General features: G+C 70.6%; 14 protein-coding genes. 8 read left to right on the forward strand and 6 right to left on the reverse strand.

Annotated features, from left to right (window positions below):
• Nucleotides 1-27: 27 nt before the first annotated feature.
• Together mdh and O7632_RS06735 are read left to right on the forward strand one after the other, a co-directional pair.
• Nucleotides 28-978 carry a malate dehydrogenase gene (gene mdh / locus O7632_RS06730; RefSeq protein ID WP_278112315.1) on the forward strand — a complete coding sequence of 317 codons (951 nt, stop codon included), beginning with the start codon at nt 28-30 and terminating at the stop codon, nt 976-978.
• A 195-nt stretch (nt 979-1173) separates the two neighbouring features.
• A complete protein-coding gene (locus O7632_RS06735) occupies nt 1174-2391 on the forward strand; it encodes an NADP-dependent isocitrate dehydrogenase (protein ID WP_278112317.1) in 1218 nt (405 codons plus the stop codon).
• 248 nt (nt 2392-2639) lie between these two features.
• Here O7632_RS06735 and galT read toward each other — a convergent pair whose 3' ends face one another.
• The 3 genes from galT to cysC form a co-directional block, all read right to left on the reverse strand.
• The gene (galT, locus tag O7632_RS06740; RefSeq protein ID WP_278112318.1) at nt 2640-3758 is read right to left on the reverse strand and encodes a galactose-1-phosphate uridylyltransferase; all 1119 of its coding nucleotides are present in this window, start codon (nt 3756-3758) and stop codon (nt 2640-2642) included.
• Nucleotides 3759-3770: 12 nt separating this feature from the next.
• Entirely contained in the window at nt 3771-4553 is a 783-nt protein-coding gene (locus tag O7632_RS06745) for a DeoR/GlpR family DNA-binding transcription regulator (protein ID WP_278112320.1), read from the reverse strand.
• 385 nt (nt 4554-4938) lie between these two features.
• Nucleotides 4939-6468, reverse strand: coding sequence for an adenylyl-sulfate kinase (gene cysC, locus O7632_RS06750; protein ID WP_278112322.1), 1530 nt, complete (start codon nt 6466-6468; stop codon nt 4939-4941).
• Between the two features lie 262 nt (nt 6469-6730).
• Here cysC and O7632_RS06755 point away from each other — a divergent pair, with 262 nt between their 5' ends.
• From O7632_RS06755 to O7632_RS06770, 4 genes are read left to right on the forward strand one after another with little or no spacing between them, the layout of a single operon-like run.
• On the forward strand, nt 6731-7660 hold the full coding sequence (locus O7632_RS06755) for an ABC transporter ATP-binding protein (RefSeq protein ID WP_278112323.1): 930 nt from the start codon (nt 6731-6733) through the stop codon (nt 7658-7660).
• A 55-nt stretch (nt 7661-7715) separates the two neighbouring features.
• Complete coding sequence (locus O7632_RS06760) at nt 7716-8582, forward strand: ABC transporter permease (RefSeq protein WP_278119889.1); 867 nt, start codon at nt 7716-7718, stop codon at nt 8580-8582.
• The gene (locus tag O7632_RS06765) at nt 8579-9553 is read left to right on the forward strand and encodes an ABC transporter ATP-binding protein (RefSeq protein ID WP_278112324.1); all 975 of its coding nucleotides are present in this window, start codon (nt 8579-8581) and stop codon (nt 9551-9553) included. The genes O7632_RS06760 and O7632_RS06765 overlap by 4 nt, the downstream gene beginning before the upstream one ends.
• Before the next feature lie 20 nt (nt 9554-9573).
• Nucleotides 9574-10272, forward strand: coding sequence for an ABC transporter permease subunit (locus O7632_RS06770; protein ID WP_278119890.1), 699 nt, complete (start codon nt 9574-9576; stop codon nt 10270-10272).
• 111 nt (nt 10273-10383) lie between these two features.
• Here O7632_RS06770 and ppc read toward each other — a convergent pair whose 3' ends face one another.
• Nucleotides 10384-13215, reverse strand: coding sequence for a phosphoenolpyruvate carboxylase (gene ppc / locus O7632_RS06775; protein ID WP_278119892.1), 2832 nt, complete (start codon nt 13213-13215; stop codon nt 10384-10386).
• Between the two features lie 197 nt (nt 13216-13412).
• Here ppc and O7632_RS06780 point away from each other — a divergent pair, with 197 nt between their 5' ends.
• Nucleotides 13413-13901, forward strand: a complete 489-nt coding sequence (locus O7632_RS06780; protein WP_278112326.1) for an LD-carboxypeptidase — start codon at nt 13413-13415, stop codon at nt 13899-13901.
• On the opposite strand, the gene O7632_RS06785 is transcribed toward O7632_RS06780, so the two are convergent.
• Nucleotides 13869-14771, reverse strand: coding sequence for a DUF559 domain-containing protein (locus O7632_RS06785; protein ID WP_278112328.1), 903 nt, complete (start codon nt 14769-14771; stop codon nt 13869-13871). The two genes, O7632_RS06780 and O7632_RS06785, sit on opposite strands and share 33 nt — an antisense overlap.
• 54 nt (nt 14772-14825) lie before the next feature.
• Complete coding sequence (locus O7632_RS06790; protein ID WP_278112329.1) at nt 14826-15050, reverse strand: winged helix-turn-helix domain-containing protein; 225 nt, start codon at nt 15048-15050, stop codon at nt 14826-14828.
• Between the two features lie 210 nt (nt 15051-15260).
• On the opposite strand from O7632_RS06790, the gene O7632_RS06795 reads away from it, so the two are divergent.
• A complete protein-coding gene (locus tag O7632_RS06795; protein ID WP_278112331.1) occupies nt 15261-15614 on the forward strand; it encodes a hypothetical protein in 354 nt (117 codons plus the stop codon).
• Nucleotides 15615-15656: the final 42 nt, after the last annotated feature.

Below are 15656 nucleotides of genomic sequence, written 5' to 3' on the forward strand. Positions count from 1 at the left end.
CGCCCGGTAGCAGGGAGTGAGACGACAATGGGCAAGAAGGTCACCGTCGTCGGGGCCGGCTTCTACGGCTCGACGACCGCGCAGCGCCTGGCCGAGTACGACATCTTCGACACCGTCGTGCTGACCGACATCATCGAAGGCAAGCCCGAGGGACTGGCCCTCGACCTCAACCAGTCGCGGCCGATCGAGGGGTTCGAAACCAAGGTCGTCGGTGCGACGACCGGGGTGGACGGCTCCGGCTACGAGGTGATCGCCGGCTCGGACGTCGTCATCATCACCGCTGGGCTGCCCCGCAAGCCGGGCATGAGCCGGATGGACCTGCTGGAGGTCAACGCCAAGATCGTCCGTGGTGTCGCGGAGAACGTCGCCCGGTACGCCCCGGACGCGGTGGTCATCGTGGTGTCCAACCCGCTGGACGAGATGACCGCGCTGGCGCAGATCGCCACCGGCTTCCCCCGTAACCGGGTCCTCGGCCAGGCCGGCATGCTGGACAGCGCCCGGTTCTCCCACTTCGTCGCGGAGACGCTCGCCGTACCCGTGGCGTCGGTGCGTACGCTGACCCTCGGCTCGCACGGCGACACCATGGTGCCGGTGCCGTCGCAGTGCACGGTCAACGGCAAGCCGCTGACCGAACTGCTGCCGGCCGACAAGATCGAGGAACTGGTGGTCCGGACCCGTAACGGCGGCGCCGAGGTGGTGGCGCTGCTCAAGACCGGGTCGGCGTACTACGCGCCGTCGGCGGCGGCCGCCCGGATGGCCAAGGCCGTGGCGGAGGACTCCGGCGCGGTGATGCCGGTCTGCGCCTGGGTCAGTGGTGAGTACGGCATCGACGGGGTCTACCTCGGGGTCGAGGCCGAGCTCGGGGCCGAGGGCGTACGCCGGGTGGTCACCACCGATCTGACCGACCCGGAGCTGGCCGCGTTGAAGGAGGCCGCCGAGGCGGTACGGGCCAAGCAGGCGGATGTCGCCGACCTCTGATCGGGTCCGCTGACCCGGCTAAGTGGGCGTAGTCGTTGGTCGACGGGGGCGGGTACGGCGGACGACGCCGACCCGCCCCCGACGCTGTCTGGCCGGTCCGTCGGTCGGGCAGCGGTGCTCACCGCCTGCACGCCCTGGCCGGCGATCCAGTACGCTCGTACTGCTAACACGAGTTTCCGAGAGGAGCGCCGGTCGATGGCGAAGATCAAGGTAACCAACCCGGTCGTCGAGCTCGACGGCGACGAGATGACCCGGATCATCTGGAAGCAGATCCGCGAGCAGTTGATCCTGCCCTACCTCGACGTCGACCTGCACTACTACGACCTGTCGGTCCAGTACCGCGACGAGACCGACGACCAGGTGACGGTGGACGCCGCGAACGCCATCAAGCAGCACGGCGTCGGTGTGAAGTGTGCCACCATCACCCCGGACGAGGCCCGGGTCGAGGAGTTCGGCCTCAAGAAGATGTGGCGGTCGCCGAACGGGACGATCCGGAACATCCTCGGCGGCGTCGTCTTCCGCGAGCCGATCATCATGTCGAACGTGCCCCGGCTGGTGCCGGGCTGGACCAAGCCGATCATCATCGGCCGGCACGCCCACGGCGACCAGTACAAGGCGTCCGACTTCGTGGTGCCCGGTCCCGGCACGGTGACGATCACCTACACCCCGACCGACGGCGGTGCCCCGGTCGAGATGGAGGTCGCCAAGTTCCCCGGCGGCGGCGTCGCGATGGGTATGTACAACTTCGACGAGTCGATCCGCGACTTCGCCCGCGCCTCACTGCGCTACGGCCTCGACCGGGGCTACCCGGTCTACCTGTCGACGAAGAACACCATCCTCAAGGCGTACGACGGCCGGTTCAAGGACATCTTCGCCGAGGTCTTCGAGACCGAGTTCGCCGCCGAGTTCGCCGCCGCCGGCATCACCTACGAGCACCGGCTGATCGACGACATGGTGGCCGCCGCGCTCAAGTGGGAGGGCGGCTTCGTCTGGGCTTGCAAGAACTACGACGGCGACGTGCAATCGGACACCGTCGCCCAGGGCTTCGGTTCGCTCGGCCTGATGACGTCGGTGCTGATGACCCCGGACGGCCGTACGGTCGAGGCCGAGGCGGCGCACGGGACCGTGACCCGGCACTACCGGCAGTGGCAGAAGGGCGAGAAGACCTCGACCAACCCGATCGCGTCGATCTTCGCCTGGACCCGGGGCCTCGCCCACCGGGGCAAGCTGGACGGCACCCCGGCGGTGACCGAGTTCGCCGACACCCTGGAGCAGGTCTGCGTCGCCACCGTCGAGGGCGGGCAGATGACCAAGGACCTGGCGCTGCTGATCAGCCGGGACGCCCCCTGGCTGACCACGGACGAGTTCATGTCCGCGCTCGACGAGAACCTGGCCAAGCGGCTCGGCCGCTGACCGGCCCGGGCACCGTCACCGCTTCGTTCGTCCGATCGTTGATCAGGGTGGACGTGGTGCCAGTCGCGTCCAAGGGGATCGACCGGCGGCGGTCGCCCTGAGTACCACCGACGCCGACGGACGATCTCCGGCTGTGAACCAGCAGCCTGCCGTCCCTTCCCTGCGGGGGGTCCTGTCCCGGGCCCCCCGCAACCCATGTCCGCCGCCGGGCAGGCAGGCCGGCGGCGGATGCGGGCAGCCGGTCAGACCTACAGCTCCCGCAGTCGGACGGCCGCCTGTTCCGGTCGGACGTCGTTGATGAACACACCCATCGCCGACTCCGACCCGGCCAGGAACTTCAGCTTGTCCGCCGCCCGCCGAACAGTGAACACCTGCACGTGCAGATAGCCCAGCTCCCGGTCGGCGTGCACCGGAGCCTGGTGCCAGGCGGCGATGTACGGCGTACCGAGCGGCGAGTCGAACAGCGCGTCGAAGCGCCGTAACACGTCCAGGTAGAGCGGACCGAACGCGTCGCGTTCGGCGTCGTCGAGCGCGGCGAGGTCCGGCAGTCGCCGGTGCGGTGCCAGATGCACCTCGTACGGCCAGCGGGCCGCCGCCGGCACGTACGCCGTCCAATGCTCGTTGGCCGCCACCACCCGATCCCCGGCGGCCCGCTCGGCGGCGAGGACGTCGGCGTAGAGGTTGCGTCCGCCGGTGTGTTCGGCGTGCCGGCGGGCGGCGGCCAGCAGCGCCCGGGTCCGCGGGGTGACGAACGGGTACGCGTAGATCTGCCCGTGCGGATGGTGCAGCGTGACCCCGATCTCCACGCCTCGGTTCTCGAAGCAGAACACCTGTTCCACACCGGGCAGCGTCGACAGTTCGGCGGTCCGGTCGGCCAGCGCGTCGACGACGGTCCGCACCCGGGCCGGCGGCAGGGTGGCGAACGAGGCGTCGTGCTCGGCGGTGAAGCAGACCACCTCGCAGCGTCCGACCCCGGGTCGGGCCGGAGTGTACGGCGTGACGTCGGCGTACCCGGAGCGTCCGGCCTCGTGTTCCGGGTGTCCGGCGGCGTCGGCGACCCGGTGACTCAGTGACGGAAACCGGTTCTCGAAGACCGCGACGTCGTAGTCGTACGCCGGGATCTCGCTGGACCGGCCCGGCCGCGACGGGCAGAGCGGGCACTGGTCGGCCGGTGGCAGGAAGGTGCGGGTCTGCCGGTGCGCCGCGATCGCCACCCACTCGTCGGTCAACGGGTCGTGGCGCAACTCGGAGGCGGGTGGCGGTGGTGGCAACTCCCGCAGGTCGGGTCTCTCGCGTACGGCGTCGTCACGCTCGTCGAAGTAGATGAGTTCCCGCCCGTCGGCGAGTCGTACCGTGCTGCGTTTCATGGCTGGTCAGCCCTATCGGTGTCGTTGGTCGGCGATCAGCGGGTCGATCCCGTGCTCGGCGAGGACGGTCCGGGCCGAGGCGGGCAGGCCGGCGTCGGTGACCACCACCTGCGCTTCGGACAGCTCCGCCATCGACGAGATGCCGACCGTTCCCCACTTGGTGTGGTCGGCCAGCACCACCAGCCGGGCAGCCGCCGAGATCAGCGCGCGGTTGGTGTCTGATTCCATCAGGTTGGGGGTGGTGTAGCCGGCCCGCTCGCTCATTCCGTGCACCCCGAGGAAGAGCAGATCGACGTGCAGGGTACGGATCGCGGCGACCGCCGCCGGGCCGACCAGCGCATCCGAGGGGGTACGGACCCCGCCGGTGAGGATGACCGTCTGGTCGCCGCGTCCGCCCCGGTAGAACACGTCGGCGGCCGGCACCGAGTTGGTGACGACGGTCAGTCCGGCCACGTCGACGAGCCGGCGAGCGAGTTCGACGGTCGTGGTGCCGGCCGACAGCGCCACCGCCATGCCGGGGGTGACCAGCGTGGCCGCTCGGGCGGCGATCGCCTCCTTTTCGGCGCGCTGCCGGGCCGACTTCGCCGCGAACCCGGGTTCGTCGGTCGAGCCGGAGTCGAGCAGGGTCGCTCCGCCGTGCACCTTGGCCAGCAGACCTCGGTCGGCCAACGCGTCCAGGTCGCGCCGGATCGTCATGTCCGACACGCCGAACTCGACGGCCAGGTCACTGACCCGGACTCCGCCGGTGGCCCGGACCCGGTCCAGGATCGCCGACTGCCGCTGCGGCGCGAGCATCAGTGTGCTCCGGGTGACGTGGCGGCCGGATCCGCCGGCTGCTCCGGCTGGCCCGGCTGGACGTAGCTCAGGCCGTCGACCGTTGGCACCAACCTTCGCACCATGCCCTCCGCATACTCGAACCTAATCGCACAGATCCGAACACTATCGCGCAGGCGTGGGTCAGTGGAAGACCGTACCGGTCACCAGGCGGCGTCGTTGCCGCGGCTTCTGGTCGGCCCAGACCGGCGGCCGACCCGGCCAGCGCGCCAGTTCAACGGTGAAACGCGCATAATGCGAGGAGAGATCCAGGCGGATCCGCCGACTCAGCGGCACCACCTGATGATCAGCGACCCCGCCGACGGCGGTGTGGTCACTCGCTCCCCGGGCGCGGGCTGGGATCGGCTCAGGCGGGCTGCAGCCGAGGCTCCACCCAACCGGTCTCGGTGAGGTGGTGCAACACCGCCTGCACCCCCTGCTCGATGCTCATCTCGGAGGTGTCGAGCACCAGATCCGCGTCGGTCGGCTCCTCGTACGGGTCGTCGATGCCGGTCATCCCGGTCAGTTGCCCGGCCCGCGCCTTGGCGTACAGCCCCTTGCGGTCGCGGGCCTCGCACACGTCCAACGGCGTGGCCACCCACACCAGCAGGAAGCCGGCGCCCGCCGCGACCGCCATCTCCCGAGCCGCCGCCCTGGCCTGCTCGTACGGCGCGATCGGGCAGCAGATCGCCACGCCGTGGTGCCGGCCGATCTCGGACGCGACCCACCCGATCCGGCGGACGTTGCGGTCCCGGTCGGTCTTGGAGAAGGTCAGCCCGGCGGAGAGTTCCCGGCGGACCACGTCGCCGTCGAGCAGCGTGACCGACCGGTCGCCACTTTCCCGTAGCGCGTCGGCGACACCTCGGGCGATCGTCGATTTGCCGGACCCGGAGAACCCGGTGAAGAACACCACCAACCCGCGGTGGCGGCGCGGCGGACGGGCCCGGGCCAACTCCCGGGCCACCGCCGGCGGCGTGTGCCATTCGGGCAGCGGGAAACCCCGGTCCAGCAGGTCGTCGATCTCCTCCTGGCTGAGCGCCATCCGCCGGTTACGGGGCGGGATGTCGTCGCGCCAGCGCCACTGACCGTCCCGATTGTCGTAGGCCAACTCACGCGGCACCAGCACCCGAGGTCCGCCACCGGAGAGCATCTCGCCGGTGGAGAGCAGATGGGTGACCCCGTACGCGGCGGCCACCCGGGCCCGCAGCAGCGCGTCGCGGATCTCGTCGCCCCGGCGGGTCAACGGCACCGCGACCAGCGTCGCCGGGGGCATCCGGTCGCGGGCGGCGAAGACGGCGCGGACCAGGACCTCCGGCGGCAGCGGATTGGCTCCACCGTCGGTCACCGGGATCAGGATGAGCAGGTGAGCGGCGAGGGTCCGGGCGGCGTGCGCGATCTGCGCCAGCTGTGGTCGGTGCAGCGGCCGGTCGGCGACCACCCCGAGAACCCGTCCCGGGGGCAGCAACGCCCGGACCTCGGCCGGTGTCCGGCGCAGCCGCTGGAACGGACCGTGTCCACCGTCACCGAGCCGGCGTACGGTGCCGCCGACCCCGCTGAACCCGTCCCGGCTCGGCCAGGCGTCCGTCACGTCCAGCGCGGCGACCGGCGCGCCTTCCAGATCGGCGAGGACGAGCACCCGGTGCAAAGGGTTGCCCAGGTCGAGGCCGGCGACCAGGCTGGCGGGCACCTCCAAGGTGACCGGCACCGGCCAGACCGTGCCGTCGGCCAGCCGCCCGCGCCGGCCCAGGGAGGCCAGGTCCGCCCGGGAATGGAAGCCGGTCAACGGGGCGTAGGCCCCCGACAGGATCAGCTCGAGATCGGCCAACTCGAACGGCCGCGGCGTGTACGCCGGCGCGTCCCGCAGCACGTCGTCAGGCAGCACCCAGCCGTCGGTCATCACACCCCCCAATGGATCGACTCACAGTTTCGCAGCCGTTTGCCTGTGGGTCGAGACTGGCGCGGCGAGTCGATGTCGACAGCATGATCTTCATTCGGTGTACGGCGGCACGTCGGTGACCGCCGTCCACCTGCCGTACACCCGCCGTCCACCTGCCGTCGGGCCCGGTCGATCCCCTAATGCGTCGGCCGGTCCGCGACTCAGGGGACATCCAGGGTCGAACCGGGTGCCGGGACGAGCCCGGACTTCATACGCTGACCGGGTGACTCTCATCGAGACCGAAGCGCTGACCAAGACGTACGGCGGGCGGGTGACCGCGTTGGCCGACCTGACCGTCAGCGTCGCGCCGGGGATCGTCGGCCTGGTCGGCGCCAACGGCGCCGGCAAATCGACCCTGATCAAGATCCTGCTCGGCCTGCTGGCCCCCACCAGCGGATCGGCGCGGGTACTCGGACTGGACCCGGCCACCGACGCCGACGAGGTCCGGGCCCGCGTCGGCTACATGCCGGAAAGCGACTGCCTCCCGCCCGACCTGAGCGCCGCCGAGTTCGTCACCCACCTGGGGCGGATCAGCGGCCTGCCGCGTACGGCGGCCCGCGAACGCGCCTCCGAGGCGCTGCGCCACGTCGGGCTCTACGAGGAGCGCTACCGCCAGATCGGCGGCTACTCCACCGGCATGAAGCAACGGGTCAAACTGGCCCAGGCCCTGGTGCACGACCCGGACCTGCTGCTGCTGGACGAGCCGACCAACGGCCTCGACCCGGCCGGGCGGGACGCCATGCTGGCGCTGATCCACCGCATCGGTACCGAGTTCGGCATCTCGGTGGTGGTCTGCTCCCACCTGCTCGGCGAAGTCGAACGGATCTGCGACTCGCTGGTCGCCATCGACGGCGGTCGGCTGCTGCGCTCGGCGCAGCTCGTGGACATGACCACCGCCAGCGATGTGCTCGCCGTCGAGGTCAGCGAGGGCACCGAGGCGCTCGCCGCCCGGCTCGCCGCCGCCGACCTGCCGGTCAGCCGGGACGGCCGGCTGCTGCTCGTCCCGATGTCGGCCGAGGCCGGCACCGACGTCTACGACCGGATCCTCACCGCCGTCGTCGAACTCGACCTGCCGCTGCACCGGCTCGACCAGCGCCGGCACCGGGTCGCCGAACTCTTCGCCACCACGGAGGACAACCGTGTCAACGTCTGACCAACTCACCGCGCCCGGACCCGGCACCGGCGCGGCACCGGCACCGGCCGGCGTCATCCACGACATCGGCTACCAGCGGTATGCCGGCGGTCGGCTCGGCCGTCGGCACGTCGTCGGCGCCCTGTACGCCCACAGCCTGCGGACCGCCTTCGGGCTGGGGCGTAGCGCCAAAGCCAAGATCTTCCCGTGGTTCATCGTCGCCGTGGTGGTGGCGGTCGCCGCCGGCCTGGTGGCCGTACGCGCCCAGCTCGGCCAGGTGATCCTTGGCTACGCCCAGTTCGCCGACGCGATGAGCTGGCTGGTGATCTTCTTCGTCGCGGTGGTCGCCCCGGAACTGGTCTCCCGCGACCTGGGCAGCGGTGTGCTGCCGCTGTACTTCTCCCGGCCACTGCGCATCGCCGACTATCCGCTGGCCAAGTTCGCCGCGCTGGCCACCGCCGTGTTCATGCTGCTCGGCGCGCCGCAACTGGTGATGTTCCTCGGTGGCGCGTTCACCACCGACACCGGCTGGTCCGGGGTGTGGAACGAAGTCACCGACCTGGCACCCGGCCTGGTGTACGCGTTGCTGTGGGCCGCCGTGTTCAGCGCCATCGGGCTGGTGGTCGCCTCGGTCACCGGCAAGCGGGCGTTTGCCGCCGGTGGCGTCGTCGCGGTCTTCCTGATGACCACCCCGATCGTCGGGGTGCTGTCGGTGCTGCCGTCGGTCACCGCCAACCAGCTCGCCGGCCTGGCCGCCCCGTCCAGCCTGGTGCAGGGGACCGGGCTGTGGCTGTTCCGCGACGCGCTGATCACCGGTCCGGACGATGTCGGCGGGATCGGCATCGGCGACTTCGGCCCGGTGTACGGCCTGGTCACCCTGGCGCTGATCGCCGGCTGCGTCGCCGTCCTACTCGCCCGCTACCGGAAGGCGGCCAGCCGATGACCACGACCACCACCACCGTGCCGGCTGCACCCGCCGGCACCGCGGCCGCCGCCGGCGGCAGCGCCGTCGAACTAACCGGGGTGTCCCGCTGGTACGGCAACGTCGTCGCCGTCAACGACATCACCATGACTCTCGGCACCGGGGTCACCGGTCTGCTCGGCCCCAACGGGGCCGGCAAGACCACGCTGCTGCACATGATGGCCGGGTTCCTCGCCCCGTCCCGGGGCACGGTCACCGTCGACGGCGAACCGACCTGGCGCAACCCCGGTGTCTACCGCAAACTCGGCCTGGTCAGCGAGCGGGAGGCCGTCCACAGCTTCCTCACCGCGTACGAGTTCGTGCTGGCCAGCGCCCGACTGCACCGGCTGGCCGACCCGGAGGCGGCGGCCCGGCGGGCGATCGAACTGGTCGAGATGACCCCGGCGCAGGACCGGCGGATCGGCACCTACTCCAAGGGCATGCGGCAGCGCACCCGGGTCGCCGCCGCCATGGTGCACGACCCGGCCGTACTGCTGCTGGACGAACCGTTCAACGGCATGGACCCGCGCCAGCGGATGCACATGATGACGTTGCTGCACTCGCTCGGCGACGCCGGCCGGACCATCCTGTTCAGCTCGCACATCCTGGAAGAGGTCGAGCAGGTCTCCGGCACCGTCCAGGTGATGGTCGCCGGTCGGCTGGCCGCCTCCGGTGACTTCCGCACCATCCGCCGGCTGATGACCAACCGGCCGCACGTGTTCGCCGTACAGTCCAGCGACGACCGGGCGTTGGCGGTGGCGCTGCTGCGGCACGACTCGGTGGCCGGCGTCGACCTGGTCAAGGGCGGCGGCATCACCGTACGGGCCGGTGACTACGGCAGCTTCACCCGTGCCCTGCCCCGGATCGCGCTCGCCGAAGGGATCCGGGTGCACCGTCTGCTGCCCTCGGACGAATCCCTGGAGAGCGTCTTCTCCTACCTCGTGGAGGCGTGACCGCCGTGAACTCGACCATCATGTGGATCACCGCGCGGGGCCTGTTCGGCCGGCGCCGGTTCCTGCTCCTGCTGCCGTTGCCGGCACTGGTGATCGCGCTCGCGGTGCTGTGCCGGTGGCTCGGCGTCGCCCCGGGCAACTGGGCGCAGCCGGTCCTGATCGCCCTCGGCCTGGCGGTGGTGCTACCCGTCGTCGCGTTGATCGTCGGCACCGGCGTGCTCGGCTCGGAGATCGACGACGGCACCATCGTGCACGTTCTCAGCAAGCCGCTACCGCGCTGGCAGATCGTGCTGCCGAAACTCGTCGTCGCGGTCGGCGTCACCGCGCTGACCGTGGCGGTGCCGCTCTACGTCGCCGGGGTGCTCGCCGAATCGGTCCGGCTCGGCCTGGCCCTGGCCGCCGCGAGCGCCCTGGGCGCGCTGGCGTACTCGGCGTTCTTCGTGGCGTTGAGCCTGGTCACCCGCCGGCCGGTACTGCTCGGTCTGGTCTACGTCCTGGTCTGGGAGGGGTTGCTGGGCAACTTCGTCTCCGGCACCCGGGTGCTGTCCGTGCAGCAGTACGTGATCACCTTCGCCGATCGGATCGCCGCCACGCCACTCTTCGACGGCCAGGTGTCGGTCACCGTTTCGGTGATCATGACGGCGGTGATCGCGGTCGCCTTCACGGCGCTCGCCATCGACCGGCTGCGCTCGTTCAGCGTGGCCGGCGAAACCAGCTGACCACCTTCGGGGGTGTGCGCCGGCCGACCAGTCTCCCCGCTGGTCGGCCGGCGCGCCGTCGTACCGGGGCGGATCGTCGTACGACGCGCCGTACGCCCGCCCCCGGCCGGGTCAGCCGGTGTTGCGCATCCCGGCGGCGATGCCGTTGACCGTGGTCAACAACGCCCGCTCCAGGGCGGTGTTGTCGCCCGGTGCCCGCCGAGCGCCCGGCGCGGTCGCCACCGTCCGGGTCGCCGCCCCCGAGTCCCGGTACTGACGCAGCAGCGCCACCTGCAGGTGGTGCAGCGGCTCCAGGTAGGTGTCGCGTACCGCCAGGGTGCGCTGCAGCACGTTGTTGTTCTGCAGCAGACTCGACGAACCGGTGATCGCCAGCACCTCGCGTACCGTCCGCTCGTACTCGTCGGAGATCTTGTCGAAGATCGGCTGCAGTGGACCCGGCACCAGCGTTTCCACATAGCGCCGCGCGATGCCCAGATCGGTCTTGGTCAGCATCATCTCGACGTTCGACAGGAACGTGCGGAAGAAGTGCCACTGGCCGTACATCTCGCCGAGCACGTCGGACAGGCCTGCCTCGCGGGCGGCGGCCAGCCCGGAACCGACGCCGAACCAGCCGGGCACGATCTGCCGCGACTGGGTCCAGCCGAACACCCACGGAATCGCCCGCAGGCCGCTCAGCCCGGCACCGGTGTTCGGCCGCTTCGCCGGCCGGGAACCAATGTTGAGCGCCCCGAGCAGTTCCGTCGGGGTGGCCGCCCAGAAGTACGCCGGCAGGTCCGGATCCTCGACCAGCGACCGGTAGCAGCCGAACGCCGCGTCGGAGACGACGTCCATCGCCGCGTCCCAGTTCTCCAGCAGCTCCAACGGCTGGCGCGGCTCGGTGTGCAGCAGCGTCGCCTGCAGCACCGCCGCGACCGTCAGCTCCAGGTTCTCCCGGGCCAGCGCGGGGATCGTGTACTTGTCGGAGATGACCTCGCCCTGCTCGGTCACCTTGATCGCGCCATCCAGGGTGCCGTACGGCTGGGCCAGGATCGCCTCGTGCGTCGGCCCGCCGCCCCGCCCGACCGTGCCGCCCCGGCCGTGGAACAACCGCAGCCGTACGCCGTGCCGGGCCGCCACGTCCCGCAGCGCCCGCTGCGCCTTGTGGATCCGCCACTGGCTGGTGGTGATGCCGGCCTCCTTGTTGGAGTCGGAGTAGCCCAGCATCACTTCCTGCACCTCGCCCCGGGCCCGGACGATCGCCCGGTACGCCGGCAGCGACAACAGTTCGTCGAGAAGTTCGCCACCGGAGTCCAGTTCGGCCGGCGTCTCCAGCAGCGGCACGAAGCCGATCCGGGCCTGGCCGGTGTGCACGTCGACCAGCCCGGCCTCGCGGGCCAGCACGGTCGCCGCCAGCACGTCGTCGCTGCCGAGCGTCATCGAGATGATGTACGACTCGACGACCTCCGGACCGAACCGCTGCTGCGCCTCCCGGATCGTGCTGAACACGTTGAACGTCTTGCGCGCCGACTCGGTCAGCGGAGTGTCGATGCTGGACAGCGGTCGGCGGCCGGTCAGCTCGTCGGCCAGCAACTTCGCCCGTTCGGGGCGGCTCAACGACAGATAGTCAGACACCTCGCCGACCCGCGCGTACATCTGCGCCAGCACCGCGTGATGCGCCTCGGCGTGTTCCCGGACGTCCATCGTCGCCAGGTGCAGGCCGAACGCCGACACCGTACGGATCGCCGAGGCGAGCTTGCCGACGGCGGTCAACTGCCCGGAGTTGCGGGCCAACGACGCCCGCATCAGCTCCAGGTCCGACAGCAGCTCGTCGGAGCCCCGGTAGTCACGGCCGGGTACGTGGGCGGTGCCCCGGTTGAGCCGCAGCCGGGTGTTGGCCAGCTTCGCCTTCACGCAGCGGGCCTTCAGCCGGTACGGCTCCTCGGCGTTGGTCCGGCGGAACCGCTGCGCCACCTCGGGCAGCGCGTCCAGGTCCTTGGCCAGACTGGCCGACAGGTCCAGGGACACCCCGCGCAGCCGGCGGGAGACGGACACCTCGTTGATCAGCGCGTCCATCGCCGCGTCGGTGGCCTGGATGCCGTGCTCGTGTTGGATCATCAGCACGTCCCGGGTGACCGCCGGAGTCACGTACGGGTTGCCGTCGCGGTCCCCGCCGATCCAGGTGCCGAAGGTCAACGGCCTTGACGTCGGTGATGTCTCCACCCCCAACTTGCGCAGCGTGTCGGCGAGGTCGTCGAGCACCTGCGGGGCGGCGTCGGCGTACAGGTCACGGAGGTAGTAGACGGCGTTGCGGGCCTCGTCGGTCGGGTCCGGGCGGTCCAGCCGCAGCTCGTCGGTCTGCCAGAGCAGGTCGAGCAGCTCGGCGAGGCGCCGGCTGCTGGCCGAGGTGTGCTCGCTGGCGCCGTACAGCACCGCCTCGGCCATCTCCAGGTCGAGTTCGTCGGCGACCGCCCGCAGTTTGGACAGGATCGACCGGCGGGCCGCCTCGGTCGGGTGGGCGGTGAACACCGGGCGTACGGCCAGCCGGCGGGCGGCGGCCGCGACCTCTTCGGCGGACACCCCTCGTTCGCCGATCAGCGTCGCCGCCTTGTCCAGCCAGCCGCCCTGGGTGGCCCGCTGCCGACGCAGGTCGCGGGCCCGGTGCACCTGTTCGGTGATGTTGGCCAGGTGGAAGTAGGTGGAGAAGGCGCGGGCCAGCTTGGTGCCGGTCGTCACATCCATCGCGCTCAGTCGGGCGGCGGCGGCTTCGGCGTCACTGCGGACCTGGGTACGGATCTCCTCGACCAGGTCGAGCAGCGGCTTGCCTTCCTGGCGGGCGAGGGTCTGTCCGAGCAGGGTGCTCAACCGGCGGATATCCGCCCGCAGCGCCGCGTCCGGCCCCTCCTGCTCCTGACTGTGGGCGGAGCCGTCGGCCTGGGCGGCGTCGGCCTGCGTGGTGTCGGGCATCGGGTTGGCGGACAGCTCAGTCACTGGTCGCTCCTCACGCGAGTACGAGGGACGGCGCTGTCCGACATCTTGGATGTTATCGGCGTTGGCACCCCGCTCGGGGAAACTGGTGAGTCTTGTCTCAACGTTCGGCGTACGGTGTCGGAATGTCCCCCTCTGCTCAACGTCAACCGTGGAAGTTGCGCGTCGGGGATCGGGTGGCCGTCCTGTCGCCCTCCGCCGGGCTGCCGGCGATTTACCCCCACGTGTACGAATTGGGGCTGCGCCGGCTGCGGGACCAGCTCGGCCTCGTGCCCGTCGAGTACCCCACGACCAGGGCTGCGCATGTTCTTCGCCATCTTGACGACGAGGTGCTGGCCACCAACCCGAAACCGTTCTTCGGCTACTCGGACAACACCAACCTGCTGCACCACCTCTACCGCCTGCACGGTCGCGGGGGCGTCGCCTTCCACGGCGGTTTCCACGGCGGCTCGGTGCTGGTGCACCTGGGTCGGCCCGGCGCAATGCACCCGCTGACCCTGGAGTCGCTGCACGCCGCGCTGTCTCGGCGAACGGGGCCTGCTCGCGGCCTTCGCGGCGTTCAAGATCAATGTGAGCGCTATTGTTGTCATCAAGCGGATTTGACAACAACCACGCTCACATTGATCTTGGCGTCAGCGGCGCTCCGCGATGGCCTCCCGGACTGACTGGATGAGTTGTCCGCTTTGCCAGATAACGTCGTCGGCGGTGAAGCGCAGCGTCAACCAGCCGGCGGCCCGAAGCGCGTTGTAGCGGCTGATGTCACGGCGGAACGTGGCGCGCTCCCGGTGATGGTCGCCTTCGTACTCGATCGCGATCCGCCACTGCGGATAGGCAAGATCCATCCGGGCGATCACCCTGCCTGCCGGCAGGCGCACCTCGTACTGCGCTGTCGGGCGGGGTAGACCGGCGTCGTGCAGCAGCAGACGTAGCCGGGACTCCATCGGCGACTCGGTTCGTGGTTCGGCGAGCGTGACGAGCTCGCGCAGTTGGGGAGCGCCGCGCGCGCCGGGGTGGGCGCCGAGGTAACTGGTGAGGGCTTCGACGCGCAGCAGGCGGCGGTGCAGCAGGGCGTCAAGCGCGGCGAGTGCGTCGGCGCGCGGCAGCAACCGACCCAAGTCGAAAGCGGTACGCACCTCGACGGTCAGCGGTACGCCGCCGAACAGCGTCGTGATGTCGGTCGGGTCGAGTGCGTAGTGGTGCACCACGACGCGGTGGTGGGGTTTCGGCCGGACAGATCGGGGCAGGGTGACGTGCACTGGGCCGCCACCACGGGGGAGCAGGTCAACGCCCCACAGGAACGCTGCGCTCAGTCCGCTGACCGCCCCGCCGACCGGCAGCTTCACCGCTACCGCCTCGCACCACATCCGGTGGTCTTCGGCGTCGAACGCCGCCGCCTGCACGTAGACGTCGGGAAGCAGCCGTCGCCAGGTGGGTCCGCGCAGCATTTGCCAGGTGGCCAGGCCGGACGCGACCGCACGACTACCGGAGAACGGGGCCGACCTCAGCTCACGCGGAATCCTGGCGGCGTAGGACATCGGCAGAGCCTGCCCGACGCCGAACGCCGACCGCAGCCCCGGTGGCCGGTTACGTCACCGATCCGACTGTTCCCGCACGAAGACACCCTCGCCCTGCCGGCCTTCGATCAGACCTTCGGCCTTGAGGATCAGCAGGGCTGTCCTAACCGAGCCGTACGACACGCCGTAGTGGTCGATGAGCCCCTGCGTCGTCGGCAGTTGATCACCAGGACGCAGCTCGCCTGCCTGGATCTGGTCCCGGATGGCGGAAGCCACGCGTTCGTACTTGGGCATGGTCATGTCGGTGGTCTCCCTGGCTCGCACCGCCAAGTAGACCACCGAAGATCGACAGCGTCTATTACGTCGACAGTGTCGACAATGTCGACGCTCTGTCGTAACCTCGGTATTGCTCTCCTTGGCTCGCAACCGGGTGGAGCGGGTTTTGTAGGCGGCCCGGGTGGAGTTGGCGCTCCAGGATCCCGGGCCTTGACCGGGAGAGGACCCCGGCCCATGAGCAATCTACCGAAGCGTGCCCATCCGCCGTGGTGCCTGCGCGGCTCGGACTGCGCCACCACGCCCGAGAGCCCAGCCTGGCACTCCTCCCGGCTCCTCCGAGTGCCCGCAGCTGAGCACTCCTGCGTCGACATCGCGGTCGGCCGCTGGCAGCTCGACTCTGCCCAGCTGTCCCAGGCGCTGGCGGGTGGCGTACTGCTGGAGTTCCGGCTCGGTGACGACGTCGACCAGTGGCCGGTCGACCGGGCGCAGGCACTTGCCCTGACCGGGATCATCCCGCGACTGCTGCGCGGCGACGCGGCAACACCACTGCGCGGCGACGGGGCAACCCCGTACCGGTGGGCCGCCTGACCTCGGCGCAGCGGGCGGGGCGGATAGGCTGGTAGGCCTGAC

It is taken from the genome of Solwaraspora sp. WMMD406 (assembly GCF_029626025.1).
Classification (GTDB): Bacteria; Actinomycetota; Actinomycetes; order Mycobacteriales; family Micromonosporaceae; genus Micromonospora_E.